This window comes from Phenylobacterium sp. Root1290, from assembly GCF_001425305.1.
Classification (GTDB): Bacteria; Pseudomonadota; Alphaproteobacteria; order Caulobacterales; family Caulobacteraceae; genus Phenylobacterium.
Genome location: NZ_LMEE01000002.1, coordinates 270,323 through 292,304, shown reverse-complemented (window position 1 = coordinate 292,304; position 21,982 = coordinate 270,323). Strand labels below are relative to the sequence as shown.

The window sequence follows — 21,982 nt, the reverse complement described above, 5'->3', positions numbered from 1 at the left end:
GACAATTCGAATTGCGGTCGAATTTTCCTATAAAAATCAGCGACTAGTTTTGGTGTGCCTGTCGAATTGGCTGTGGCGCCCGAAAATGTCGCTTCCGCGCCACAGGGGGGCGGAATTCGTTTTCAACGACCAGGTATGGTGGGAAAACCGGCGTGGGAACGCCGTTCGGCGAGAATCCTAGCGTTCGTCTGGGATTCCGCGAAGCGAGCTAGTTTGACGTTTCGGTAGGTTTTGCCAGCAGGTCGAGGATCGAGACGAGGTAAGCCTCGGCGTTGGCGCGGGCGGCTGGGACGCCGCTGACGCCGCTGGCCTCGAGTTGGTCGAAGCCGCCGCCGATGGCGAACAGGATGCGGAACGCTTCCTTCTCGATGAGCGGCGTGGGCAGGATCTCGATGTCGCAGGTGCGCAGCTGAGCGACGACTTCCTTCAGCGAGCGCGGCCGCAGGGCGGCGGGCACCCGGGTCAGCAGGCAGCGGTGGGGCAGGGGGCGGCCGGCGCGGCGCCCGAACTGGGTCACCATTTCCGCCGCCTTGATCGCCTGGATCGCCTCAAGCTGCGAGGCGGCGAGCGGCGTCACCACCAGGTCCAGGCGCATGGTCGTGAAGGCCATGGCCCCACGGATCGAGCCCTCGGTGTCGAGGATCAGCCAATCGGGCTGCTTGCGCTGCGCCTCGCGCAGGGCGTCGCGCATGTCTTCCATCATCGGGGCGGGATGGATGCTGATCTTGTCGGGGCGGCCGGGCAGCGAGGCCCAGTGCACCAGCGGCTTGTTGGGATCGGAATCGATCATCGCCACGCGCTGCCCGCGCTCGACCAGGCCGAGGGCGAGAAGCAGCGCCGCGGTGGTTTTCCCCGCGCCGCCCTTCGGATTGACAAAGGCGACTGTCGGCAAGCCGATCTCTCTGATTGAGGCGCCCCCCGGCGGGACCTGGGCGTAAACCATAGCGCTCAGCAGCCGGACTATCGAGCGGGTATGCGGCGCTACTTTGTCCTAGGGGCGGGACGAGCTTGCCGGATCGGCGTGTCATCCCGGTTTGCGAAGCAAGACCGGGACCCATTCGCGCCGCATCTGCCGAGTTCGCCTGGACTCAGCTGGTCGGGGCTTCGGCCGGAGGCGGGGTCTCGGCGTCGGCGGCGGCCGATTCCATTCCGGCTGTGGGGTCGAAGGCCGCGCCGAGCAGCTTGGCGTTCTTCTCCAGGCGCTCGGCGGTGGGACTGCAGCGCACCGGGAGCGACCAGCTCATCCACTCCTGGGCGAGGCGCGCCTTGGTCAGGTTCGGGGCGCCGGCCCAGACGGACTGGCCCTTCTTGATCGCGGCGGCGCCGATCGGGCCGAGCGGCTTGATGCTGGCCTTCTCGGCGGTCTCGATGGCGCGCTCGAAGGCCTTGAGGTCCTTGCGGCTCTGCTTCTGCATGTCGGCGTAGACCTTGAGGTCCTCGGCCACCGAGCGGCCCGGCGGGCGATAGGCGGTCTCGATGCGGGTGACTTCGGGCATCACCTGATCATGCAGCTCAAGATACCCGGTCAGCGCGCCGTGGCACCAGGACACCAGCCCGTAGTCGTCACGCGGCGCCCCCACCGGCCAGGGGAGCTCTTCCACGCCAGCAGGCGTCGCTGCGTCGGCCGTGGCGGGCTCGGCCGCCTGGTCGACGGCCATAAGGGCGAGAGCGATGAGTAGCGCTGACATGGAACCTCGTTGAAAGATGGGATCAGGCGGCCCCGAAACCCCCGCCCCCGGGGGTCTCGATCTCGATAATGTCGTCGGGCTCGACTGTAAGCGAAAAACAGCCCGGTAGTTCCTTTACCGCGCCATTGGCGGCGATCAAACGCTGAGCGCCGGCCTGGGCGGCCCCGCCGCCGGCGATTCCCTGGGGCGCATGGTCGCGGCGGGTGGAGAGCAGGGCCGCCTCCATCGGGGCCAGGAAGCGGATCCGGCGGTGCGAACCCTCGCCGCCGGCCATGGCGCCGGCGCCGGCCGACCCGCGCCGGATCGCGAAGCTTTCCACGCGCACCGGGAAACGGCGCTCGAGGATCTCCGGGTCGGTGAGGCGCGAGTTGGTCATGTGGGTGTGGACGGCGCTGGTCCCGGCGCGCTGGGCGGTCGCGCCGGCGCCGCCGCAGATGGTCTCGTAGTACTGCCGGGTTTCATCGCCGAAGGTGAAATTGTTCATCGAACCCTGGGCGTTGGCCATCACCCCCAGCGCGGCATAGAGCGCGTCGACCACGTGCTGGCTGGTCTCGACATTGCCGGCGACGACGGCCGCCGGAAAGCGCGGGGCGAGCATGGAGCCGTCGCGGGTGAGGATCTTCAGCGGCTCCAGGCAGCCTGCGTTGAGCGGGATGTCGTCGTCCACGAGGCTGCGGAACACGTAGAGCGCGGCGGCGTCGACGATGGCCGAAGGGGCGTTGAAGTTGGAGCCGAGCTGGTCGGCGGACTGGCGGAAGTCCAGCACCGCCTCGCCGGCCGCCGCATCGACGGTGGTGGTGACGACGATCTCGCCGCCGCCGTCCATCGGCACCCGCGCCTGCCCGTCGCGGAGCTTGCCGACCGCGCGGCGGACCGAAGCGGCGGCGTTGGCCTGGACGAAGCGCATGTAGGCGGCGACCGCGTCGCCGCCGTAGGTCTCGATCATGGCGCTGACCGCGCCTGCGCCCGCCTGGCACGCGGCGATCTGGGCCTTGAGGTCGGCGACATTGCGATCTGGCGCGCGCGACGGATAGCGGCCGGCGGTGAGCGCCGTTCGCACGGCGTCTTCCAGGAAGACGCCGCCAGCCATGATCGGCAGGGCGTCCAAAAGCACGCCCTCTTCTTCCAGGGTGTGGGAGAAGGGCGGCATGGAGCCCGGCTGTATGCCGCCGACGTCGGCGTGGTGCCCCCGCGCGGCGACGTAGAAATCGGGCTGGGCGGCCTGGCCCACGAACACAGGCATGACCACGGTGATGTCAGGCAGATGGGTGCCGCCCGCATAGGGATTGTTGAGGGCGAAGGCCTCGCCGCGATGCAGGCGGGCGTGGCGGTCGCGGACGGCGCGCACGCTGGCGCCCATCGAACCCAGGTGCACGGGCATGTGCGGGGCGTTCGCGACCAGCCCGCCGTCGGAGTCGAACAGGGCGCAGGAGAAGTCGAGCCGCTCCTTGATATTCACTGAGTGCGCCGTGCGCTCCAGGGCCGCGCCCATCGCCTCGGCGACGCCCATGAAGCGCTTGTTGAAGAGTTCGAGGGTGACGGGGTCGGGCTTGTCTAGCGCCAGGGCCGCAGCCTTGCGGCGGCCGGCCTGCTCCAGCCGCACCATGCCGTCCGGAGCTCGGGTCGCGCTCCAGCCAGGCGAGAGCGCGATCTGGGTGTCGGCGCGGACGATCAGGGCCGGACCTTGGGCCGTGGTCAGGTCGTCGGCGGCGATGATGGGCGCATCGTGCCAGGCGCCGTGGAAGAAGATGCGGGTCATGTTCCCTCTCCCCCCGTCCCGCGGGGGGAGAGGGTCGGGTGAGGGCGGGCTCTCGGCTGGGCTGGCGATTGGGAGAGGTTGCGTTGCGTCGCCTTGCGACGCGCCCCTCACCCCACCCTCTCCCCATGTCTGGGCAGAGGGAGTTGACGCGCCGCTCACGGCCTCCGCCTCCACCGAGGCGATGACGATGGGGAGGTTCGCCTCGATGAAGCCGAACAGGCGCTTGTGGGCGGCCTCGAAGGCGGCCTTCACCTGCGCCAGCGGGCCGAGGGCGATCGGCAGTTCGGCGTCGGCGCCTTCGTAGCGCAGCCGCAGGATCTGGCGGACCTCGCGGGCCTGCGCGCCCTGGTCGGCCAGGGCGGACCGGGCGGCGGTGTCGGCCTCCCGCGCGGCGGCTTCGGCGCTGGCGAGGCCGGCGGCGTCGAGCACGGCGTCGACGCCGACCTGCCGCAGGCTGGAGACCTGGGCCTGGCCGATGCCCCAGGCCGAGAGCACGCTGCCGTAGCGCGGGCAGATGACCTGGGAGGGGCCGAGCGCTTCGGCGACCTCGCAGGCCACCTGGCCGGCCGCGCCGCCGAATGCGGTGAGCACGTGGTCGCGCGGATCGAACCCGCGTTCGGTGGAAATACGGTCGGTGGCGCGGGCCATCTGCTCGACGGCGATGGCCACGAAGCCCTCGGCGGCCGCTTCGACGCTGAGCGCGCCCATGGCCTGGGCGAGCGTCTGCAGCGCGGCGCGGGCGGCCGCGACGTCCAGCGGGGCGTCGGCGTTGGGGCCGAAGATCGGCGGGAAGAAGCGCGGATCGAGCCGGCCGAGCACCAAGTTGGCGTCGGTGACGGTGGCCGGGCCGCCGCGGCCATAGGCGGCCGGGCCGGGATTGGCGCCGGCGCTCTGCGGCCCGACCCGGGCGCGCAGGCCGTCGAAGGCCAGGATCGAACCGCCGCCGGCCGCGACGGTCTCGACGTCCAGCATCGGGCTACGCAGCCTGACCCCGGCGATGCGGGCGCTGTCGCGGCGCTCCAGCAGGCCGGCATAGCGGCAGACGTCGGTGGAGGTGCCGCCCATGTCGAAGCCGAGCGCCTGGTCGGCGCCGGCCGCCTGGGCGGTGCGGGCGACGCCGACGACGCCTCCGGCCGGTCCGGAGACCACGGCGTCGCGACCGCGGAACGCTTGCGCGCGGACCAGACCGCCGGCCGAGGTCATGAAGTAGAGCGGGGCGCCTTCGACCGCGTCTGCCACCCGCTCGACATAGGCCTGCAGGATTGGGGTCAGATAGGCGTCGGCCACCGTCGTCTCGGCGCGCGGCACGAAGCGGGGCAGGGGCGAGACGTCATGGCTGAGGGCGACGAACTCGAAACCCGCCTCCCTGGCCAGTTCGCCGGCCCGGCGCTCATGGGCCGGATTGAGGTCGGCATGCAGGAAGGCGATCGCCGCGGAGGTGAAGCCCTCGGCGTGGGCGGCCGTCAGGGCGGCAAGGAGGGCGGCCTCGTCCAGCGCGGTCACTTCGGCGCCGTCGGCGGCGAGCCGCTCGCTCGCCTCGACGACCCCCGAATAGAGCGGGTCGGGCCGAACGATGTTGAGCGCGAAGAGATCGGGGCGGGCCTGGTCGCCGATCACCAGGGCGTCGGCGAACCCGGCGGTGGTGACGAAGAGGGTCTTGGCGCCGGCCCGTTCCAGCAAGGCGTTGGTGGCGACGGTCGTGCCCATCTTGATCGCGCGGACGCGGGCGGCGGGGAACGGCTCACCGGCCGCCGCGCCCAGGACCCGGCGCATCGCCTCGACGGCGGCGTCCTCGTAGGCCGGAGAGGCGGACAGCAGCTTGAGGGAGACTTCCTGGCCGTCGTCGGCGCGGGCGATGACGTCGGTGAAGGTGCCGCCGCGATCGATCCAGAAGCTCCAAAGCCTGTCCAAACTGTAACCTTTCGCGGGGGCGATCTGCATTGTCAGGACCGACGGCGGGCCTTACAGCTTGGATACTCCCATGAGCTTCTGGCGCAACATTGCTGGGCTCGCAGTCAAGAAGCCCGATGCTGGTGACTGCGCCGATTGCCCTGCCACCCGGCCGGGTGAGGATCCCGCCTTTTCCACCGCCGTCACCGCGCTGGGCGCGAAGCTGGCGAAGGCTGACGGTCGCGCCTGCGTCGGCGAGTTCGACGCGTTTTCGCAGGTGTTCCAGCCGGACGCCGCCTCCGAGCGCAACATCCACCGGCTCTACGACCTGGCCCGCCAGACGACGCGCGGGTTCGAGAGCTATGCGCGCCGGCTGGCCAAGCGCTACGCGAACTGTCCCACCCTGCTGGAAGACGTGCTGGACGGCCTTTTCCATATCGCCGCCGCCGACGGCGTGGTGAGCGCCGACGAGCTGGAGTACCTGGAGCAGGTCTCGGACCTGTTCGGGTTCTCGCCGCTGGTGTTCCGCCGGCTGAAGGCGGTGCACCTGGGGATCGGCGCGGACGATCCGTACGGCGTGCTGAGCGTGGCGCACGATGCGTCGGACGCCGAGGTGCGCGCGGTCTGGAAGGCGGCGCTGTCCGAGGCCCACCCCGACCGCGCTCGCGCCCGCGGGCTGCCCAGCGAGTTCATCGAGGTCGCCGAGGCGAAGTCTGCGGCGATCAACGCGGCGTTTGACGACATCATGCGCGAACGCCGGGCGATGGCGCTCGAAGGTGCGGCATGATGCAGCCACTTTGTCGTGTTTTGTCGTGTTCTCGTTGACGTCGGGGATCGTCCGACCAAATTATTCGTTTAGCCGTAGCAAGCGGCGCCCTTGAGGAAGCGCATGGTTCGCGAATTCGCCAGGAAACACGGCTCGACCCTTCGCGGGTTCGCCGCGGTCGGAGGGGCTCTGGCCACCGCCGCCGCTGTCGCGGTCGGCGCGGTGCTCGCCGTTTTCTTCGCCGCCACGGTGGTGGTGATCGCGGTCATGGCCTCGGCCCTGCTGGCCCTGGCGGGTCTGGCGTTGCGCGCCAAGAAGGCCCGCGCCCAGCAGCGCGACGACGGCGTGATCGAAGCGCGCAACCTCGGCGGCCACCACTGGGTGGCCTATGGCTGGAACGAGCGCCAGGGGCGCTAGGCGCCTGATCCCATGTTCATCTTGAGACCCTTCCGCCCCGGCGACGCCGCCGGGGTGATCGCCGTGCTGGACGACACCTTCGAGTCGACCTGGGCGCCGCAGCTGCGTCCCGAAGCGCTGGCCAGGCGCCGGCGCGAGCAGCCGGCCAGGGCCTATGTCGCGCAGAAGGCCGAGGCCTTCGTCGTGGCGGCGCAGGGCGAGCAGGTCCTGGGCATGGTTCACTGGGACGGCGATTTCATCCACGCCCTGCATGTGACCGGCGCGGCGCAGAGACACGGGGTTGGGCGGGCGCTGCTGGCCCACGCCGAGCAGGCGATCGCCGCGGCCGGGCGGGCGGCGGCGCGGCTGGAGACCGACACCTTCAACACCCGCTCGCGGGCGTTCTATGCGGCGCTCGGCTATCGCGAGATCGACAGCTATCCCGACCAGGAGTGGGACAGCGGGCTGACCACCCTGCTGCTGGAGAAGCTGCTGGATTGACCCTGCGTCGCGGCTTGCCCGACGGCCACGCCGCCTCTAGGCTCCCATTCAAACAATCGTTGGGAGAAAACGGCATGATCGGCGTGGTGGCGACCCTCAAGGTCCAGGACGGCAAGCAATCCGAGTTCGAGGCGATCTTCATCGATCTCGCCAAGCAGGTCCGGGCCAACGAGCCGGGCAACATCGCCTACCAGCTGACCAAGAGCCGCACCGACCCGACGGTCTACAAGGTGCTGGAGCTCTACAAGGACGAAGACGCCCTGAAGGCCCACGGCGGCACCGACTACTTCAAGGCCGCCGGCGCCAAGATGGGCCCCTGCATGGGCGGCCGTCCCGAGATCGAGTACCTCGACGCCGTGGAGTAGGGACCATGGATCTCGAATTCTCGAAGGAAGATCTGGCGTTCCGTGACGAGGTGCGCGCGTTCATCGCCGAGGCGTTCGACGACGACATGCGGGCGCACTCGGCGCAATCGAAGAACGCCCACATCGACAAGGCCGGTCAGGTCCGCTGGCTCAAGCGGCTGAACGACAGGGGCTGGATCGCGCCCGACTGGCCGAAGGAATACGGCGGCACCGGCTGGAGCCACGCCCAGAAGTACATCTTCGACATGGAGATGGCCCTGGCCGGCGCGCCCTCGACCTCGAACATGGGGCTGAAGATGTGCGCCCCGGTGGTGATGGCGTTCGGGACCCCCGAGCAGAAGGCCCAGCATCTGCCGAAGATCCTCTCCACCGACGTCTGGTGGTGCCAGGGATATTCGGAGCCGGGTTCGGGTTCGGACCTCGCCTCGCTGTCCATGAAGGCTGAGAGGGACGGTGATCATTACGTCCTAAACGGTTCAAAAATATGGACAACTTACGCCCAGTGGGCGGACTGGATGTTCTGCCTGGTGCGGACCTCGAATGAGGATATCCGCCAGAAGGGCATCTCGTTCCTGCTGCTGGAGATGAATACGCCGGGGATCACCATCGTGCCCCTGCCGACCCTGGACGGCCCGCCCGAGGGCGACCAGGAGATCAACCAGGTGTTCTTCGAGAACGTGCGGGTGCCGGTCGCCAACCGCATCGGCGAGGAAGGCCAGGGCTGGACCTACGCCAAGTACCTGCTGCAGTTCGAGCGCGGCAATCCCTATGCGGCCGGCCTGACCAACCAGCTCAACAAGGTGCGCAAGATCGCCAGCCTGGAGCCGTCGGACGGCGGCGGGCGGATGATCGACGATCCGGATTTCCGCAAGAAACTCAGCGAGATGCAGATCAAGGTTGATGTGCTGAACGCTACCGAATTGCGGATGTTCTCGGCGCGCTCGTCCGGCGAGGCGATGGGGGCGGCGTCCTCCATGCTGAAGCTGGAGGGCAGCCAGGCGCAGCAGGCGGTGACCGAACTGGCGCTGGAGGCGGCGGGGATCTACGCCCAGCCGTTCGTGCGCGACACCTGGGCCGAGATCCGCGGCGAGCGCAACGAACCGCGGGCCGGGCCGGACTATGCGGCCACGCTCGCGCCGACCTACTTCAACTACCGCAAGACCTCGATCTATGCGGGCTCCAACGAGATCCAGCACAACATCATGGCCAAGATGGTGCTGGGCCTGTAGCGGGCCTTTTCAGCAGGTTGCGGGTCGCCCGTAACCTGCTGAAAACCGTATGAAAAAGCTGTTCGACCAGATCGAGGTCATGGCCGAGCCATAGCGATGGCCTTGTCGCCTCAAAATGGTTGGCGACCTGGCTCATGGAGCCAGTGCAGGCCGCCTGGCGGCCAGTTGCACGCGGATCTCTCCGACAAGATGGAAGCGGGAGCTCGATCTCCGACCTCCTCGCGCGGGCGCACGCCTGCTCCAGCTAGGGCGTCTCCGGCCGGCATTTGGTCCCGGTGGTCCACGTCTGCGGTCCATCAGGGTGTCCGCTTCCAGAAAACAGAGGTCGGCGCCCGCGACGCCGCCAGGACACCGAGCGCCCGCAGGTGGGACCCCGCCTGCCGCATTTTTCGAGACAAGCGGCCTTGTAATATTGTTCCTATCGGAATTATAGGAATATAGGGTCGGTCCTCTAGAGAGAGAATTTCATGCGCCGGACGCCTGTCGGTCTTGAGTTGGTGGCGTTGGATGTGCGCCTCCAGGATTTCCTGGGCGCGACGCGCCTGGATGCGGCGCGCGCCTTTCGCGTGTTCAGGGATGTCGGTCCCGTTCATCCTGCCGCCGAACTCGACTTCATCCTCCGCGGTCCGGGGGAGGGGCAGATCGTGCGATTGGGCCATCCGGGCCTGTGGTCGGTCTCACTGGAGCCGAAGGTCACGGTCCTGGACCCGGACGGCCAGCTCGTGGCGGGAGAGCGTGCGGCTCGCGCGCCCGTGGACGAGTACATCGATCTCTTCCAGCGCCGCGAGGACCTGAACGCCATCGCGCGGTTCAACAGCCCCCGGCTCGACGCCTGGGCGCGGGGCGGGCGCAACCTGCCATTCGCTCACATGCCCCTGGCCCGGTCGAGCCTTCATCAGGGCGTGTGGGTTTACGGCCACGGCTCTGCTGTCGCCGCGCTCGGTCCGGCGCTGGACAACAACTATGCCGGCGTCGTGCACGAGCAGGGCGGCGCGGTGCTGGTCGGCACGGGGATCCTGCAACTCACCGAGCTCGTGCTTCAGGTCGAACAGGCCGCTCATGTCGAACTGCTGTCGGACGTCTGGCGGCGTGAAGAGCGTGAGGAGCAGCGGGCTCCCGAAGCTCGGGCGCTGCTGTCATGGGCCTAGTACAGGCTCTGGCTCCGGCGCCGTCACGGCTGGACGAGGCCCGCCTGCGCGATGGAATGGCGCGGCTCGCCAGCGGCGTCACCCTGATCACGTGCTGGGCGGACGGCGCGCCTGTCGGTCTGGCGGCCACGTCTCTGGTCAGCCTGTCGGTGAATCCGCCGCGGCTGTTGTTCAGCGTAAGGCGTGCGGCTTCGGCTCATGACGCCCTCCTGAAGGCTGGCCGGTGCGCCGCCGTCGCGCTCGCCGAGGCGGACCTGGATGAGGCCCAGCTCTTTGCGGCCTCGGACGTTCTGGGGCGGCGCTTCAAGTCGCCTGCCTGGCGGCTGAACGACCCATTCGCGCCACGCTACTCCGGCGGCGTGGCCCGTTTCGATCTCGCCATCGAGCATCGGATCCGTGCGGCCGAGCACACCATTCTCATCGCCGAGGTTCTGGAGGTCGCCAGCCAGCCGGGCGCGCCGCTGCTCTACTTCGAGCGCAACTTCGCGGGCCTGGTGCAGGACCCCCAGCCGGCGGCCTAACCCGCTATTCAGTTTAGTGACACCTTCGAGGTCGTTTATGTTTTCCCGTCGCTCGCTTCTATCTCTCATCCCTGTCGGCGGAGCCGGTATGGCGCTGGCTGCATGCGGGGGCGGTGAGAAGGCGGCCGGCGGCGGCAACGTCGGTTCGCTGACCGCGACGACCGGCTACCCTGAGCCGCACACGATGTTCGCGCCGGGCGGCGGCGGCGGCGGCCCTGGCTTTACCGGCTCGAAGGTGCTTGAGCGCCTGGCCCGCTACAACCGCGATCAGACCTTCTCTCCGGTGCTGGCGGAGAGCTGGAGCATCGCTCCCGACCATCGCTCGGTGACCCTGAACCTTCGGTCCAATGTGACCTGGCACGACGGGAAACCGTTCACCTCCGAGGACGTGGTCTGGACGATCAAGGCGTACTGGAAGCCGTTCTTCCCGCAGACGATCCTCGACTTCCTGGCCGGGGTCGAGGCCACCGGGCCGCTGGGCGTCGTGGTCCGCTTCGACCGCCCCGTCCCGGAGTTCAGCGTCGGATATCTGCTCAGCGACGGCGCCAACTACATCCTGCCCAAGCATCTCTATGCCGGGACAGATCTGCTGCTGAACCCGGTGAACAATGCACCGGTCGGAACCGGTCCTTGGAAATTCTCCCAGTGGGTGCGCGGGTCGCATGCGGAGTTCGTGAAGAACCCGACTTACTGGATCCCCGGCCAACCGAAACTGGACAAGCTGATCGTCCGCTGGTGGCGCGAGCCAGCCTCCCGCGCCGCGGCGTTCGAGACCGGCCAACTCGACATCGGCGTGCACAATCCGGCGCCTTTGGGCGACCTGAAGCGGCTACAGGCCAATCCTCAGCTGTCCGTCAGTTTCGAGGATCAAGGCGCGCCGCTCGGATTGCACTTCAACACTCGCAATCCCGTCGTCTCCGACCCGCGGGTGCGACGCGCGCTGCTGCATGCGGTCGACCGCGATTTCATCTCCCGCACCGTCTACTACGGGTACGCCAAGCCGGCGGCGGGACCGATCCTGACCAGCAACCGGCTCTACTTCGATCCCGATATCCCGAAGTACCCGTTCGACCCGGCCCTGGCCGACCGGCTGCTGACCGAGGCCGGCTATCCCCGTCGCGCTGGCGCTGAGCGCTTCAAGCTGAATCTGCTCGCCTCGGGCTGGTCGGAGGAGAACGGCAAGTCTGGAGCGTATCTCAAGCAGGCCTTCGAGGATCTCGGGATCGCCACAACGCTCCGAGTCCCAGATCGCGCCAACTCGCTGAAGGCGCTCTACACCGACTACGACTTCGACGTGGCCTACAGCCAGGGCGGGGGCACCTATAACGACCCCATCCCCGACCTGCCGCTGGTGTTTGGGACGGCGGGGATCAAGAAGGGGCTGATCTTCCGCAATTCGGCGCGGTACTCGAACCCCGAGCTCGATGCGATCTTCGACCAGATCAAGCAGGAGGTCGATCCGGCGCGCCGCAAGGCCGAGACCCTGAATGCGGCCCGCATCATCCTGCGCGATGCGCCGATCGTGCCCCTGGTCGAGTGGCCGACGCACATCATCCAGAAGACCTCGGTGAAGATCGCTTCGAACGCGGCCAGCATCGCGACCGACTCCTGGGGTGACATCTCCAAGAGCTGACTGTTTCCACGGATCGAAGGCTTGTTCGCCCGCCCGCCACATCGGCGCGGCGGGTGAAACGCGTGCGCGTTCGCGGGCGTCTCTCGAGGATAAAAAACTAAACGATATCAAGAGGAAAACTGGTGCTCGAACCCTCTTCCCGCGGCCGATTTTAAACTCTATCCAGCAGGTATGAATTCGGGGGGCCGCAGGGCCTGACAAGGATGCGACGGCGTGGGCAAGCGCGCTGAACGGTCCGCTATCGTGGAGAGCGTACGAGTATGTTGCGGCCCGTATCTGGTCGGTGGATGTCATCGACGGCAGTAGCTTTGGTCCTGGCGGCGGGCGCCGCAGGTCCAGCCTTCGCAGAAGAGGCGCTCGACGCCGCCACGGTCGAGGAAGTCCTGGTCACCGCCGAGTTCCGTGAGGCCAAGCTTCAGGATACGCCGATCGCGATCACCGTGGTCACGCCTCAGACGCTGGAACTGCGGGCGGTCGAGAACCTTCGCGACGTCGTGACCCGAATCCCGGGTCTGGCCGCGCCGACGGCTTTGCAGCACTCGCAGACCAGTTACTACATCCGCGGCATCGGCGAGTCGGACTCAATCGCCAATCAGACGGTCGGCACCTATGTCGATGATGTCTACATCTCGCGGCCGATCGGCGGCACCTTCGAGCTGAACGACGTCCAGGACATACAGGTGCTGCGCGGCCCCCAGGGCACGCTCTACGGCCGCAACTCCTCGGCCGGCGCCATCAAGGTGACGACGCGCCTTCCGGACAATGACTTGAAGACCTTCTTCGAGGTCGGGGCCGGCAACTACTCCGCCAACATCATCCGGGCGGGCATCTCCGGTCCGATCATCGAGGACAAGCTGGCCGCCAGCCTGTCGTTCATTCACCGGGAGCGTCGCGGCTTCGTCTACAACGTCACCAACGACGAGTATGTCGGCGACGTGCAGACGGACGCGATCCGCCTGAAGGTCAACTACAACGCCACCGACAAGCTCGCGATCCTGTTCGCCGCCGACTACTTCGAGGACAACGGCGACCCGACCCCGAAGCAGACGCGGGTGCAGCCGGGCGGGGTGATCAACAAGAAGGTCAACTACTCGGAATGGCCGATCAGCAACCACACCCAGCTGGGCGGCGCCTCGATCCGGGCCACCTATGACCTGACCGAGAACACCTCGCTGCGCTCGATCACCTCGTATCGCGCCTTCAAGCAGCCGGGCTATTACGATCAGGACGGCGGCGCGAACGCGATCAACCGAACCTATTCCGATCACCGGAACGAGAACTGGTCCCAGGAACTCCAGTATCTCTACAACGGCGATCGCCTGAACGTCGTCGGCGGACTGTTCTATCTCTACGACAACTTCCGCTCCTACCGGACAGGCTACTCCCCGCTGAGCAGCCACGCGCTGCTGCCCTACCGCAACGAATTCCTGCAAGCGCGAACGACGCTGCAGGACTCGGCCGAGGTGACCAAGAACTACTCGGTCTACGGGCAGGCGACCTATGAGTTGACGCCGTCCATCAGCGTTATCGCCGGCGCGCGCTATACGGCCGAGAAGCACAACTTCCGCTTCACCGGCGACGAGCGGAACGCCCAGGGCCAGTACCTTCCGATCAACTACACGATCTACCGTGACTGGCAGAATTGGAACTCGTTCACGCCGAAGCTTGGTGTCGACTGGCGGGCCAACGACCATGTCCTGGCCTATCTGACCTACTCCAAGGGCTTCAAGGCCGGGGGCTTCGACGGGCGGGCCAACTCCAAGGAAGCCGCCGGACTGCCGTACGATCCTGAGTACGTGACGGCGATCGAAGCCGGCCTGAAAACCGACTTCTTCAATCGCAGCCTGCGCGCCAACCTCGCGGTGTTCCACAACAAGATCAAAGGCTACCAGGCCACGGCGCTCGACGAGAACAACGTCAGCCACCGCATCAATCTGGGCGAGGTCGAGACCCAGGGCTTCGAGCTCGAAACCACATGGCTGCCGGTCTCGGGCCTCTCGCTGCTGTACAACATCTCCTTCATGGACTCCGAAGTCCTGAGCGCGGGCGGTGCGGCGACCAACACCGCGCAATTCGTGGGCAAGAAGGTCCAGAACGCGCCTGAGTGGTCGCACTTCGTGTCGGTCGACTACGTGTTGCCGTTCAACAGGTTCGGCGAGTACCGGGTCGGCGCGGAGTACGTGAACCGCTCGGAGTACTTCATCGACGGCCCCAACACCGTCTCGGCCGCGGCCGAGGCGCAGGAGCTGGTGAACCTGTCGGCGAGCTTCCAACCGGAGGGCGCGCAGAACTGGCGGTTCTCGTTCACCGTTCGCAACCTGCTGAACGACCAGTTCGACACCGGCGGCACCCGCGGCAACGGCGTCACCTCGTCCAACGCCACCACCTATTCGGATCCGCGCACCTGGTTCGTGCGCGTCCGCTACGCTTACTGAGGGCGAGCGACATGCAGTACGTCAATCTTGGCCGGACTGGCCTGAAGGTTTCCCGCATCGCATTCGGTTGTTCGAGCTACGGCTCGACCGACTGGATGCCCTGGGCCCTGCCGCCCTCCGAAGCGCTGCCGTTCTACAAGGCGGCCCTGGAGGCGGGGATCAACTTCTTCGACAACGCCGACTCCTATTCGACCGGTCTCGCCGAAACGATCCAGGGCGATGTGTTCAAGGAACTGGGCGTCGATCGCGAACGCGTCGTCATCGCCACCAAGGTGTTCGGCGCCATGGGGCCCGACGTCAACCAGCGGGGCCTGTCGCGAAAGCACATCCGCCACGCGGTCGAGGCCTCGCTGCGCCGGCTGAAGACCGACTACATCGACCTCTACCAGATCCATCGCCTCGACCCGACGACCCCGCCGGAAGAGCTGCTGGAGGCGCTGCATGGCCTCGTCCGCGAGGGCAAGGTCCTGCACATCGGCGCCTCGAGCATGTACGCGTGGCAGTTCGCCAAGCTGCAGGCCCTGGCCGAGCAGAATGGCCTGACCAAGTTCGTGACCATGCAGAACCGCTACAACCTCCTCTATCGGGAGGAGGAGCGGGAGATGATCCCGTTGTGCCTCGACCAGGGCGTCGGCGTCATTCCCTACAGCCCGCTGGCGCGGGGTCTGCTGACCGGTTCGCGCCGGCGCGGCACAAAGCGGTCGGAGGTGGTGAAGGACTTCGCCCGTCCCGAAGACGAGGCCGTGGTCGATCGCGTTCTGGAAGTCGCCGAGGCCCGCGGCGCGCCGGCGGCCCAGGTCGCGCTCGCGTGGCTGCTGTCGCGCCCCGGCGTCACCGCGCCGATCGTCGGCGCCACGAAGCTCAACCACATCTCCGACGCCGTTACGGCCCTCGATGTGGTGCTGACGCCAGAGGAGATCGCGCGACTGGAGGAGCCTTACGTGGCTCAGCCGCCGCAGTTCGGTCGGGAGACGGTGCCCTCGCACAACGCCGCGTCACGGGTTGCGATCGCCGCCGCGCTCGGCCGGGCGGAAGACTGATATGGCGGGCAAGCGCACCCTGCCGACGCCGTTCTCGGATCCCTTGCGCTTCGAGGGCGCGACGCGGACGTCGACCGCTTCACGCGGCCTGAACGTCGCGCGCCGAGTGGGGCTGCGCCTGCTCACCCATGTCCTGCCGCTGATGCTGGTGATCATCACCAGCACGTTCTTCCTGATCCACTCGGCGCCGGGCAGCTTCGTCGAGATCATGTCCTCGGAGATGCAGATCTCCGACCAGGCGATGATCGACCGCCTGACCGTGACCTACGGCCTGGACCAACCGCTCTGGATCCAATGGCTCAGGTACCTGCAGGCGATCGCCCAATTCGACCTGGGCTTCTCCTATCGGCAGAACATGCCGGTGCTGGAGGCCATTCTGCATCACCTTCCGGCGACCCTGATCCTGATGGTCACGGGCCTGCTGGTGGCGTTGATCTCCGGGGTCGCAGCGGGCGTCCTGGCCGCCTCGCGGCCCAACAGCACGCTCGATCGGGTGCTGTCGCTGGCGGGCGTCTTCCTGTTCGCCGCGCCAGGCTTCTGGCTGGGCATCATGCTGATCGTGCTGTTCGGAGTCGTGCTTGGGTGGCTGCCGATCGGCGACATGCGGACGATCGGCGGCGACTTCGGCTTCGTCGGCGGCGTTCTGGACGTGGCCAAGCACCTGATCCTGCCGGCCGTCGCCATGGGCCTGCATCAGTCGGCGATCTATCTGCGGGTGACGCGCGCGGCGATGATCGAGGCCGCGGCCGCCGACTATGTGAAGACCGCGCGGGCCAAGGGGCTGTCGGAACAGGCGGTGGCGCTGCGCCACGTCTTCCGCAATGCGCTGCTGCCGATCGTCACCGTACTAGGGCTGCAGTTCGCGACGGTCTTCTCTGGCTCGGTGGTGGTCGAGGCGGTGTTCAACTGGCCGGGCATCGGCAGCCTGCTCTACGACGCCGTGGTGGCCCGCGACTATCCCATGGTGCTGGGGGTGATCATCCTCAGCGCCCTCGTCGTCATCCTGGTCAACCTCGTGATCGACGCCCTCTACGCGTGGCTCGATCCGCGCATCGCGCTGGACTAGCGGCATGATCGATTTCCTTCGTCGCTTCTCGCAGAACCGGCTGGCCCTCGCAGGCCTGATCCTGCTGGGCCTGGTGCTGCTCGTCGCCCTGCTGGCGCCGGTGATCTCGCCCGAGGATCCGCTGCGGATCGTCGGGCCGGCGCTGTCTGCGCCGTTCACGCCGGGCTTCCCGCTGGGCACCGACGCGCTCGGTCGCGACATGCTGGCGATGCTGGTCCATGGCGCGCGCACCACGCTGCTGATCGGTGTGGCCGCCGCCTGCACGGCGATCCTCATCGGCGTCACCGTCGGCGCGATCGCCGGCTACTATGGCGGCGTCGTCGGGGCGTCTTTCACGCGCCTGATCGAACTGTTCCAGACCATCCCCGGCCTCATCTTCCTGTTGGCGGTGGTGTCGTTCGTCGGGCCGCAACTCATCTTCGTGGTGCTCGCCATCGGCCTGATCTCCTGGGAGTCGATCGCGCGCCTGACGCGCGGCGAGTTCCTGACCTGGCGCAAGCGCGACTTCGTGCTGGCCGGCCGGACCATCGGCATGGGCGACCTGCAGATCATCTTCGGCGAGATCCTGCCCAACGCCATCGGGCCTGTGCTGGCGGTCTCCACCCTCAGCATCGCCGGCGCCATCCTGGCGGAGTCCGGGCTCTCCTTCCTGGGGCTCGGGGACCCGTCGGTGACCACCTGGGGCCGCCTGATCGGCGAGGGCAGGGGGCTGATCCGCACCGCCTGGTACGTCTGCGCGATCCCGGGCGTGGCCATCGTGCTTACGGTTTTCGCGCTCAGCCTGGTCAGCGACGGCCTCAACGACGTTCTCAATCCACGGAGGCTGCGATGACCTTGGCCGAGCCGGCGCTCATCGAGGCGCGGGGCCTTTCCACCGCCGTACGCACCGCCGCCGGCGAGACGCCCATCGTGCTCTCGCTCGACCTCTCGATCGGCCGCGGCGAGACGGTGGCCATCGTAGGGGAGTCGGGTTGCGGAAAGTCGCTGGCCGCCCTGTCGATGATCCGCTTGTTGCCCAAGGGGCAGGCGCGGGTGACGGGAGGCGAGGTCCGGCTGGATGGACGCGACATCCTGCGCCTGCGCGAGCGCGAGATGAATGCGCTGCGCGGGCGCGACATCGCGCTGATCTCGCAGGACCCGATGAGCGCGCTCAATCCGTTGATGACCATCGGGGCCCAGCTGTACGAGGCGATCAGCGCCCATGCGGCGTTGCCGCGCGAGGCGCTGCGCGAGCGGGCGCTCGAGCTCATGCGCCTGGTGCGTATCCCTGATCCTGAGACGCGGCTGGGGGAGTATCCGCATCGACTGTCGGGCGGCATGTGCCAGCGGATCGTCATCGCGATGGCGATCGCCGGACATCCGCGGCTGCTGATCGCCGACGAGCCGACGACGGCGCTCGACGTGACCATTCAGGCCCAGGTGCTGCAACTGTTGCAGCGCCTGAAGGAGGAGACCGGCATGGCGCTCCTCATCGTGACCCACGATTTCGGCGTGGTCGCGGAAATGGCCGACCGCGTCGCCGTGATGTACGCGGGCCGGATCATCGAGGAAGGCCCGGTGCGCGAGATCTTCCGCGCGCCCCGCCATCCCTACACCCAGGGTCTTCTGGCGCTGACGCGGCGGGCGCCGGCTGGTGAGCGGCTGCCCGAGATTCCGGGCGTCGTCCCGTCCTATGCGGATCGCCCGCCCGGTTGCGCCTTCGCTGGCCGATGCGATCGCGCGCTGGACATCTGTCGCACGACGGCTCCGGCCCGGCGGATCGTCGGCCGCCGCCATGAGGTCGAGTGCTGGTTTGATGGGGAGGCGAGCGCATGAGCCTGCTCAGCGTCAAGGATCTTCACGTCAGGCTCCCGACTGGGCAGGGCGTGGTGCACGCGGTCAACGGTCTGGATCTCGAGATCGAGCCAGGCACGACGGTCGGCCTGATCGGCGAGTCCGGCTGCGGCAAGTCGACCCTCGGCAAGGCGATCCTGCGGCTGGTTCCGAGCGCCGAGGGGAGCATCGAGCTCGATGGCGAGGAGATCACGCATCTGGGAGCGGAGGCGCTGCGCGCCATCCGTCCGAAGGTCCAGATGATCTTCCAGGACAACGGCAGCGCGCTCAATCCGCGTCACACGATCGGCAAGAGCATCGGCCAGCCGCTGCGCCTGGCGGGTTGGTCGGCCAAGGACACCCGCCGGCGTGTCGAGGAGCTTCTGGCCCTGGTCGGACTGCCAGCGGACGCCTATGGCCGATACCCCAACGCCTTTTCAGGCGGCCAACGCCAGCGGATCGGCATCGCCCGGGCCATCGCCCTCAACCCGCGTCTGATCGTCTGCGACGAGCCGGTGTCGGCTCTGGACGTCTCCGTGCGGGCCCAGGTCATCAACCTGCTGGGCGACCTGCAGCGCGATCTGCAGATGTCCTACCTGTTCATCTCCCACGATCTCTCGGTGGTCGAGCACATCGCCGACCGGGTGGTGGTGATGTATCTCGGCCGCATCGTCGAGCAGGGCGCGCGTGAGAGCTTCTGGTCGGCGCCCCGCCATCCCTACACCCGCGCGCTGCTGGCCGCGGCCCCGGCGACCGATCCCGACGCCACCAAGGCCATCGACAAGCCGGTCCTGCAGGGCGAACTGCCCAGCAACCTCAACCTGCCCCAGGGCTGCTTCTTCCAGGGACGCTGCCCGCTGGTCGAACCCCGCTGCCGTGAGGCGGCGCCGCAACTGAGGCCAGCCGAGGGCGGCAATCTCGTCGCCTGCCATCTCGTTCCCGACGTCGGCGAGGCCCAGACCGGCGCGCCGGTCCAACTCGCTCTCACCGAAAGTCTCTGACCTCATGCCCTCGACCCTGATCTCCACGCGCCAAGGCTGGATCCAAGACCCGCAGGCGCTGTTCGACGCGGTGCAGTCCGCCCTGACCGAGAGCATCGGCACCCCGCCGCAAGCGCGCCACCTGCGGCTGGCGGAGCACCCGGCCAGCCACTTCAACAGCGGGCCGGGTGAGAGCGATCGCTACACCGAGCTGCAGATCACGCTCTTCTCGGGGCGCACGGATGAGATGAAGCAGGCGCTGTTCGCCGCGGTGAAACGCAATCTCGGCGCGCTCGGCCTGGCCGAGGCGGACATCAAGGTGATCCTCATCGAAGCCCCGCGCGAAAACTGGAGCTAGGCGGTCCGCACAACTTCCAATGACCGCTTTCGCCGCCTTCAGGTCGGGCGACTTCCGTTGGTTCTATGCGGCGCGCGTCGCCAACAACCTCGGCACCAACATCATGCTGCCGACGCTGGGTTGGCAGGTCTATGCGCTGACGCGCGATCCCTTTGCGCTGGGCATGGTGGGCCTGGCCGTCTTCGTGCCGGTCCTGCTGTCCACCTTGCCGTCCGGGCAAGCCGCCGACCGCTTCGAGCGGCGCAACGTCTATCGCGTGTTCCAGCTGGTGCTGACCTCGGCGGCGGTGCTGCTGACGGCGTGCACGATCGCCGGCGTGACCTCGGCGCTGCCGTTCTTCCTGGCGGCGGGCGTCTTCGGCATGGGCAAGACCTTTTCCGCGCCCTCCGCCCAGGCCTGGATGCCTCGTCTGCTGCCGCTCCAGGACTTGCCGAACGCCGTGGCGTGGACCTCTTCGGCCTTCCAGCTCACGGCCATCGCGGGTCCGGCGGTCGCGGGGTTGATCATCGCTGGCTCGGGCGAGGCGGCGGCTTATGGCGTGGCGGCGGGCTCGTACCTCGCCTCGTTCGTCCTGGCGACGCTGGTGCGCACGCGCAGCCGCGGCGGCGACACCCAGACCAAGGGCCTCGCGCATCTGCTCGGGGGGCTCACATTCATCGCCCGCAGTCCCCTGATCCTGTCCGTGACGACCATGGACCTGTTTGCGGGCCTGCTGGGCGGCGCCACGGCGCTGCTCCCGATCTTCGCCACCGAGATCCTCCATGTCGGCGAGGCGGGCTTCGGCGTGTTGCGCAGCGCCCTGGCGGTCGGGGCCCTGGCGGCCGGGACGGTCATCGCGCTGCGTCCCCTGCGCCGACGCGTCGGTCTCTGGACCTTCGTGGCCCTGGCCGTCTTCGGCGTCTCGCTGGTCGTGTTCGGCCTCTCCAGATCCTACATGCTCTCCGTCGTCGCACTGACGGTGATGGGCGCGGCGCGGATGGTCGGCGCCTGCGTGCGCCAGTTGCTCATCCAGCTTTCTACCCCCGACGACATGCGCGGGCGGGTGAGCTCCGCCAACATGGTGTTCGGCAGCGCCTCGACTGAGCTTGGCGACATGGAGGCCGGGTTCGTCGCGTCCCTGGCCGGGGCTGCGCCGGCGGCGGTGATCGGCGGGGCCGGAGTGTTGGCGGTGGGCGGCCTGTGGCTCTGGCTGTTTCCGACGCTTCGCCGGATCGACCGGATCGAGGATGCGCTGTCGCCGACCTTCGGCGGCGGCGAGGAGCCCGCCCGGCCCGCCGCGTTGGCGGGCCGGGGGACATCCGCCTAGGAGGGACCCTGGGCCGGCGCGTTCTCAGGGAAGCGCGCGCCGATGGTCACACCCACCGGGAAGGCCGTCTCCAGTTCGGCGACAACCTCTTGATCCAGTTGCAGGTCATTGGCCGCCCAGTTGCTTTCCAGGTGCGAGACCCGCCGCGTGCCGGGGATCGGGACCACGTTCTTGGAGAGCACCCAGGCCAGGGCCACCTGCGCGCTGGTCGCGCCCAGCCGGCCCGCGACGCCTTCGATCGCGGCGCGGCGACGGGCGTTGGCCTCAACGGCCTCAGCCTGGAATCGCGGGTGGCGATGGCGAACGTCTTCGGCGTCCTCCGGCGCGGAGGCGCCGGCCAGAAACCCGCGTCCCAGCGGCGAGAAGGGCACGAAGGTGACGCCCAGTTCGCGGGTTGTCGGGAGGATTTCGGTCTCCACCTCTCGGGTCCACAGCGAGTACTCGCTCTGCAGGGCCGCGATCGGATGCACCGCGTGCGCGCGCCGCACGGTTTCGGCCGTCGCTTCCGAGAGGCCGATCGCGCCGATCTTGCCTTCTTCCTTCAGTCGCACCAGGCCGCCGATCGCTTCCTCGATCGGCAGCGAGGCGTCGATGCGGTGGAGATAGTAGAGGTCGATCTGCTCGACCCCGAGCCGCTTCAGGCTCTTCTCGGCCTGGAGGCGAGTATAGGCCGGGCTGTTGTTCACCCGCTTGCCTTCGGCCCCCTCCTGGGCCTCGCCGCCGCCAACGATGCCGACCTTGCTGGCGATCACCACCTGGTCCCGACGTCCGCGGATCGCACGGCCGACCAGCTCCTCATTGTGACCGGCGCCATAGACGTTCGCCGTGTCGATCAGATTGATCCCGAGCTCCAGCACGCGCTCCAGCGTGCGCAGCGACTCCGCCTCGTCGGCATGCCCATAGTTGTGGGAAAGGCCCATGGCCCCGAACCCCTGACGGCGCACCTGGAATGGTCCGATCGAACTCATTTGTTATCCTTTTAATCCTATTGACGTACTAGGATATGGCGCGTAACAGACACGGCCTCGGGGGGCAAGGCGAGCCTTGCCGCCAGCCGGCTCAAGGCGCGCTGCGCGCCGCAGCTGGACA

At 68.0% G+C, this 21,982-nt stretch carries 20 protein-coding genes; 16 read left to right on the top strand and 4 right to left on the bottom strand.

What is annotated here, in order from left to right:
* Positions 1 to 208 precede the first annotated feature (208 nt).
* The 3 genes from ASC79_RS10855 to ASC79_RS10845 all read right to left on the bottom strand — a co-directional run bounded on the left by ASC79_RS10855 (position 209) and on the right by ASC79_RS10845 (position 5,358).
* Positions 209 to 892 carry a ParA family protein gene (locus tag ASC79_RS10855; protein ID WP_162244283.1) on the bottom strand — a complete coding sequence of 228 codons (684 nt, stop codon included), beginning with the start codon at positions 890 to 892 and terminating at the stop codon, positions 209 to 211.
* Between the two features lie 196 nt (positions 893 to 1,088).
* Positions 1,089 to 1,688: a hypothetical protein gene (locus ASC79_RS10850; protein ID WP_156378232.1), complete on the bottom strand. Its 600-nt coding sequence runs from the start codon at positions 1,686 to 1,688 to the stop codon at positions 1,089 to 1,091.
* 22 nt (positions 1,689 to 1,710) lie between these two features.
* Positions 1,711 to 5,358 carry a hydantoinase B/oxoprolinase family protein gene (locus ASC79_RS10845; protein ID WP_327082822.1) on the bottom strand — a complete coding sequence of 1,216 codons (3,648 nt, stop codon included), beginning with the start codon at positions 5,356 to 5,358 and terminating at the stop codon, positions 1,711 to 1,713.
* Between the two features lie 70 nt (positions 5,359 to 5,428).
* Between ASC79_RS10845 and ASC79_RS10840 the strand changes: the two genes are divergently transcribed.
* The 16 genes from ASC79_RS10840 to ASC79_RS10765 all read left to right on the top strand — a co-directional run bounded on the left by ASC79_RS10840 (position 5,429) and on the right by ASC79_RS10765 (position 20,893).
* Positions 5,429 to 6,124, top strand: coding sequence for a DnaJ family molecular chaperone (locus ASC79_RS10840; RefSeq protein WP_056015712.1), 696 nt, complete (start codon positions 5,429 to 5,431; stop codon positions 6,122 to 6,124).
* A 102-nt stretch (positions 6,125 to 6,226) separates the two neighbouring features.
* Positions 6,227 to 6,520, top strand: a complete 294-nt coding sequence (locus ASC79_RS10835) for a hypothetical protein (protein WP_056015708.1) — start codon at positions 6,227 to 6,229, stop codon at positions 6,518 to 6,520.
* A gap of 12 nt (positions 6,521 to 6,532) precedes the next feature.
* Entirely contained in the window at positions 6,533 to 7,000 is a 468-nt protein-coding gene (locus ASC79_RS10830) for a GNAT family N-acetyltransferase (protein ID WP_056015705.1), read from the top strand.
* 74 nt (positions 7,001 to 7,074) lie between these two features.
* Positions 7,075 to 7,365: a putative quinol monooxygenase gene (locus tag ASC79_RS10825; RefSeq protein WP_056015703.1), complete on the top strand. Its 291-nt coding sequence runs from the start codon at positions 7,075 to 7,077 to the stop codon at positions 7,363 to 7,365.
* 5 nt (positions 7,366 to 7,370) lie between these two features.
* A complete protein-coding gene (locus tag ASC79_RS10820; RefSeq protein WP_056015700.1) occupies positions 7,371 to 8,594 on the top strand; it encodes an acyl-CoA dehydrogenase family protein in 1,224 nt (407 codons plus the stop codon).
* Between the two features lie 467 nt (positions 8,595 to 9,061).
* Positions 9,062 to 9,742 carry a hypothetical protein gene (locus ASC79_RS10815; protein ID WP_056826613.1) on the top strand — a complete coding sequence of 227 codons (681 nt, stop codon included), beginning with the start codon at positions 9,062 to 9,064 and terminating at the stop codon, positions 9,740 to 9,742.
* Positions 9,733 to 10,263: a flavin reductase family protein gene (locus tag ASC79_RS10810; RefSeq protein WP_082532076.1), complete on the top strand. Its 531-nt coding sequence runs from the start codon at positions 9,733 to 9,735 to the stop codon at positions 10,261 to 10,263. The genes ASC79_RS10815 and ASC79_RS10810 overlap by 10 nt, the downstream gene beginning before the upstream one ends.
* A gap of 88 nt (positions 10,264 to 10,351) precedes the next feature.
* Positions 10,352 to 11,896 carry an ABC transporter substrate-binding protein gene (locus tag ASC79_RS10805; protein WP_056015691.1) on the top strand — a complete coding sequence of 515 codons (1,545 nt, stop codon included), beginning with the start codon at positions 10,352 to 10,354 and terminating at the stop codon, positions 11,894 to 11,896.
* 287 nt (positions 11,897 to 12,183) lie between these two features.
* A complete protein-coding gene (locus ASC79_RS10800) occupies positions 12,184 to 14,331 on the top strand; it encodes a TonB-dependent receptor (RefSeq protein WP_162244282.1) in 2,148 nt (715 codons plus the stop codon).
* Between the two features lie 11 nt (positions 14,332 to 14,342).
* Positions 14,343 to 15,371, top strand: coding sequence for an aldo/keto reductase (locus ASC79_RS10795; protein WP_082532073.1), 1,029 nt, complete (start codon positions 14,343 to 14,345; stop codon positions 15,369 to 15,371).
* A gap of 1 nt (position 15,372) precedes the next feature.
* Positions 15,373 to 16,437, top strand: a complete 1,065-nt coding sequence (locus ASC79_RS10790) for an ABC transporter permease (RefSeq protein ID WP_082532072.1) — start codon at positions 15,373 to 15,375, stop codon at positions 16,435 to 16,437.
* Positions 16,438 to 16,441: 4 nt separating this feature from the next.
* Positions 16,442 to 17,269, top strand: a complete 828-nt coding sequence (locus tag ASC79_RS10785) for an ABC transporter permease (RefSeq protein ID WP_056015685.1) — start codon at positions 16,442 to 16,444, stop codon at positions 17,267 to 17,269.
* Positions 17,266 to 18,252 (top strand): ABC transporter ATP-binding protein, encoded by a 987-nt coding sequence (locus ASC79_RS10780; protein WP_056015680.1) that lies wholly within the window; start codon positions 17,266 to 17,268, stop codon positions 18,250 to 18,252. The genes ASC79_RS10785 and ASC79_RS10780 overlap by 4 nt, the downstream gene beginning before the upstream one ends.
* Positions 18,249 to 19,250, top strand: coding sequence for an ABC transporter ATP-binding protein (locus tag ASC79_RS10775; RefSeq protein ID WP_056015677.1), 1,002 nt, complete (start codon positions 18,249 to 18,251; stop codon positions 19,248 to 19,250). Before ASC79_RS10780 ends, ASC79_RS10775 begins: the two co-directional genes overlap by 4 nt.
* 4 nt (positions 19,251 to 19,254) lie before the next feature.
* Positions 19,255 to 19,587, top strand: coding sequence for a tautomerase family protein (locus ASC79_RS10770; protein WP_056015675.1), 333 nt, complete (start codon positions 19,255 to 19,257; stop codon positions 19,585 to 19,587).
* A gap of 19 nt (positions 19,588 to 19,606) precedes the next feature.
* Positions 19,607 to 20,893, top strand: coding sequence for an MFS transporter (locus ASC79_RS10765; RefSeq protein ID WP_056015672.1), 1,287 nt, complete (start codon positions 19,607 to 19,609; stop codon positions 20,891 to 20,893).
* On the opposite strand, the gene ASC79_RS10760 is transcribed toward ASC79_RS10765, so the two are convergent.
* Complete coding sequence (locus tag ASC79_RS10760; RefSeq protein WP_056015669.1) at positions 20,890 to 21,861, bottom strand: aldo/keto reductase; 972 nt, start codon at positions 21,859 to 21,861, stop codon at positions 20,890 to 20,892. The genes ASC79_RS10765 and ASC79_RS10760 overlap by 4 nt on opposite strands.
* Between the last annotated feature and the right edge of the window lie 121 nt (positions 21,862 to 21,982).

What these genes read in the sequence shown, in the direction of transcription:
- ASC79_RS10830 (WP_056015705.1), top strand. Translation starts at nt 6,533, where the DNA reads ATGTTCATCTTGAGACCCTTCCGCCCCGGCGACGCCGCCGGGGTGATC.
- ASC79_RS10800 (WP_162244282.1), top strand. Translation starts at nt 12,184, where the DNA reads ATGTCATCGACGGCAGTAGCTTTGGTCCTGGCGGCGGGCGCCGCAGGT.
- ASC79_RS10840 (WP_056015712.1), top strand. Translation starts at nt 5,429, where the DNA reads ATGAGCTTCTGGCGCAACATTGCTGGGCTCGCAGTCAAGAAGCCCGAT.
- ASC79_RS10790 (WP_082532072.1), top strand. Translation starts at nt 15,373, where the DNA reads ATGGCGGGCAAGCGCACCCTGCCGACGCCGTTCTCGGATCCCTTGCGC.
- ASC79_RS10785 (WP_056015685.1), top strand. Translation starts at nt 16,442, where the DNA reads ATGATCGATTTCCTTCGTCGCTTCTCGCAGAACCGGCTGGCCCTCGCA.
- ASC79_RS10795 (WP_082532073.1), top strand. Translation starts at nt 14,343, where the DNA reads ATGCAGTACGTCAATCTTGGCCGGACTGGCCTGAAGGTTTCCCGCATC.
- ASC79_RS10760 (WP_056015669.1), bottom strand. Translation starts at nt 21,861, where the DNA reads ATGAGTTCGATCGGACCATTCCAGGTGCGCCGTCAGGGGTTCGGGGCC.
- ASC79_RS10815 (WP_056826613.1), top strand. Translation starts at nt 9,062, where the DNA reads ATGCGCCGGACGCCTGTCGGTCTTGAGTTGGTGGCGTTGGATGTGCGC.
- ASC79_RS10780 (WP_056015680.1), top strand. Translation starts at nt 17,266, where the DNA reads ATGACCTTGGCCGAGCCGGCGCTCATCGAGGCGCGGGGCCTTTCCACC.
- ASC79_RS10850 (WP_156378232.1), bottom strand. Translation starts at nt 1,688, where the DNA reads ATGTCAGCGCTACTCATCGCTCTCGCCCTTATGGCCGTCGACCAGGCG.
- ASC79_RS10820 (WP_056015700.1), top strand. Translation starts at nt 7,371, where the DNA reads ATGGATCTCGAATTCTCGAAGGAAGATCTGGCGTTCCGTGACGAGGTG.
- ASC79_RS10805 (WP_056015691.1), top strand. Translation starts at nt 10,352, where the DNA reads ATGGCGCTGGCTGCATGCGGGGGCGGTGAGAAGGCGGCCGGCGGCGGC.
- ASC79_RS10775 (WP_056015677.1), top strand. Translation starts at nt 18,249, where the DNA reads ATGAGCCTGCTCAGCGTCAAGGATCTTCACGTCAGGCTCCCGACTGGG.
- ASC79_RS10825 (WP_056015703.1), top strand. Translation starts at nt 7,075, where the DNA reads ATGATCGGCGTGGTGGCGACCCTCAAGGTCCAGGACGGCAAGCAATCC.
- ASC79_RS10770 (WP_056015675.1), top strand. Translation starts at nt 19,255, where the DNA reads ATGCCCTCGACCCTGATCTCCACGCGCCAAGGCTGGATCCAAGACCCG.
- ASC79_RS10810 (WP_082532076.1), top strand. Translation starts at nt 9,733, where the DNA reads ATGGGCCTAGTACAGGCTCTGGCTCCGGCGCCGTCACGGCTGGACGAG.
- ASC79_RS10835 (WP_056015708.1), top strand. Translation starts at nt 6,227, where the DNA reads ATGGTTCGCGAATTCGCCAGGAAACACGGCTCGACCCTTCGCGGGTTC.
- ASC79_RS10765 (WP_056015672.1), top strand. Translation starts at nt 19,607, where the DNA reads ATGACCGCTTTCGCCGCCTTCAGGTCGGGCGACTTCCGTTGGTTCTAT.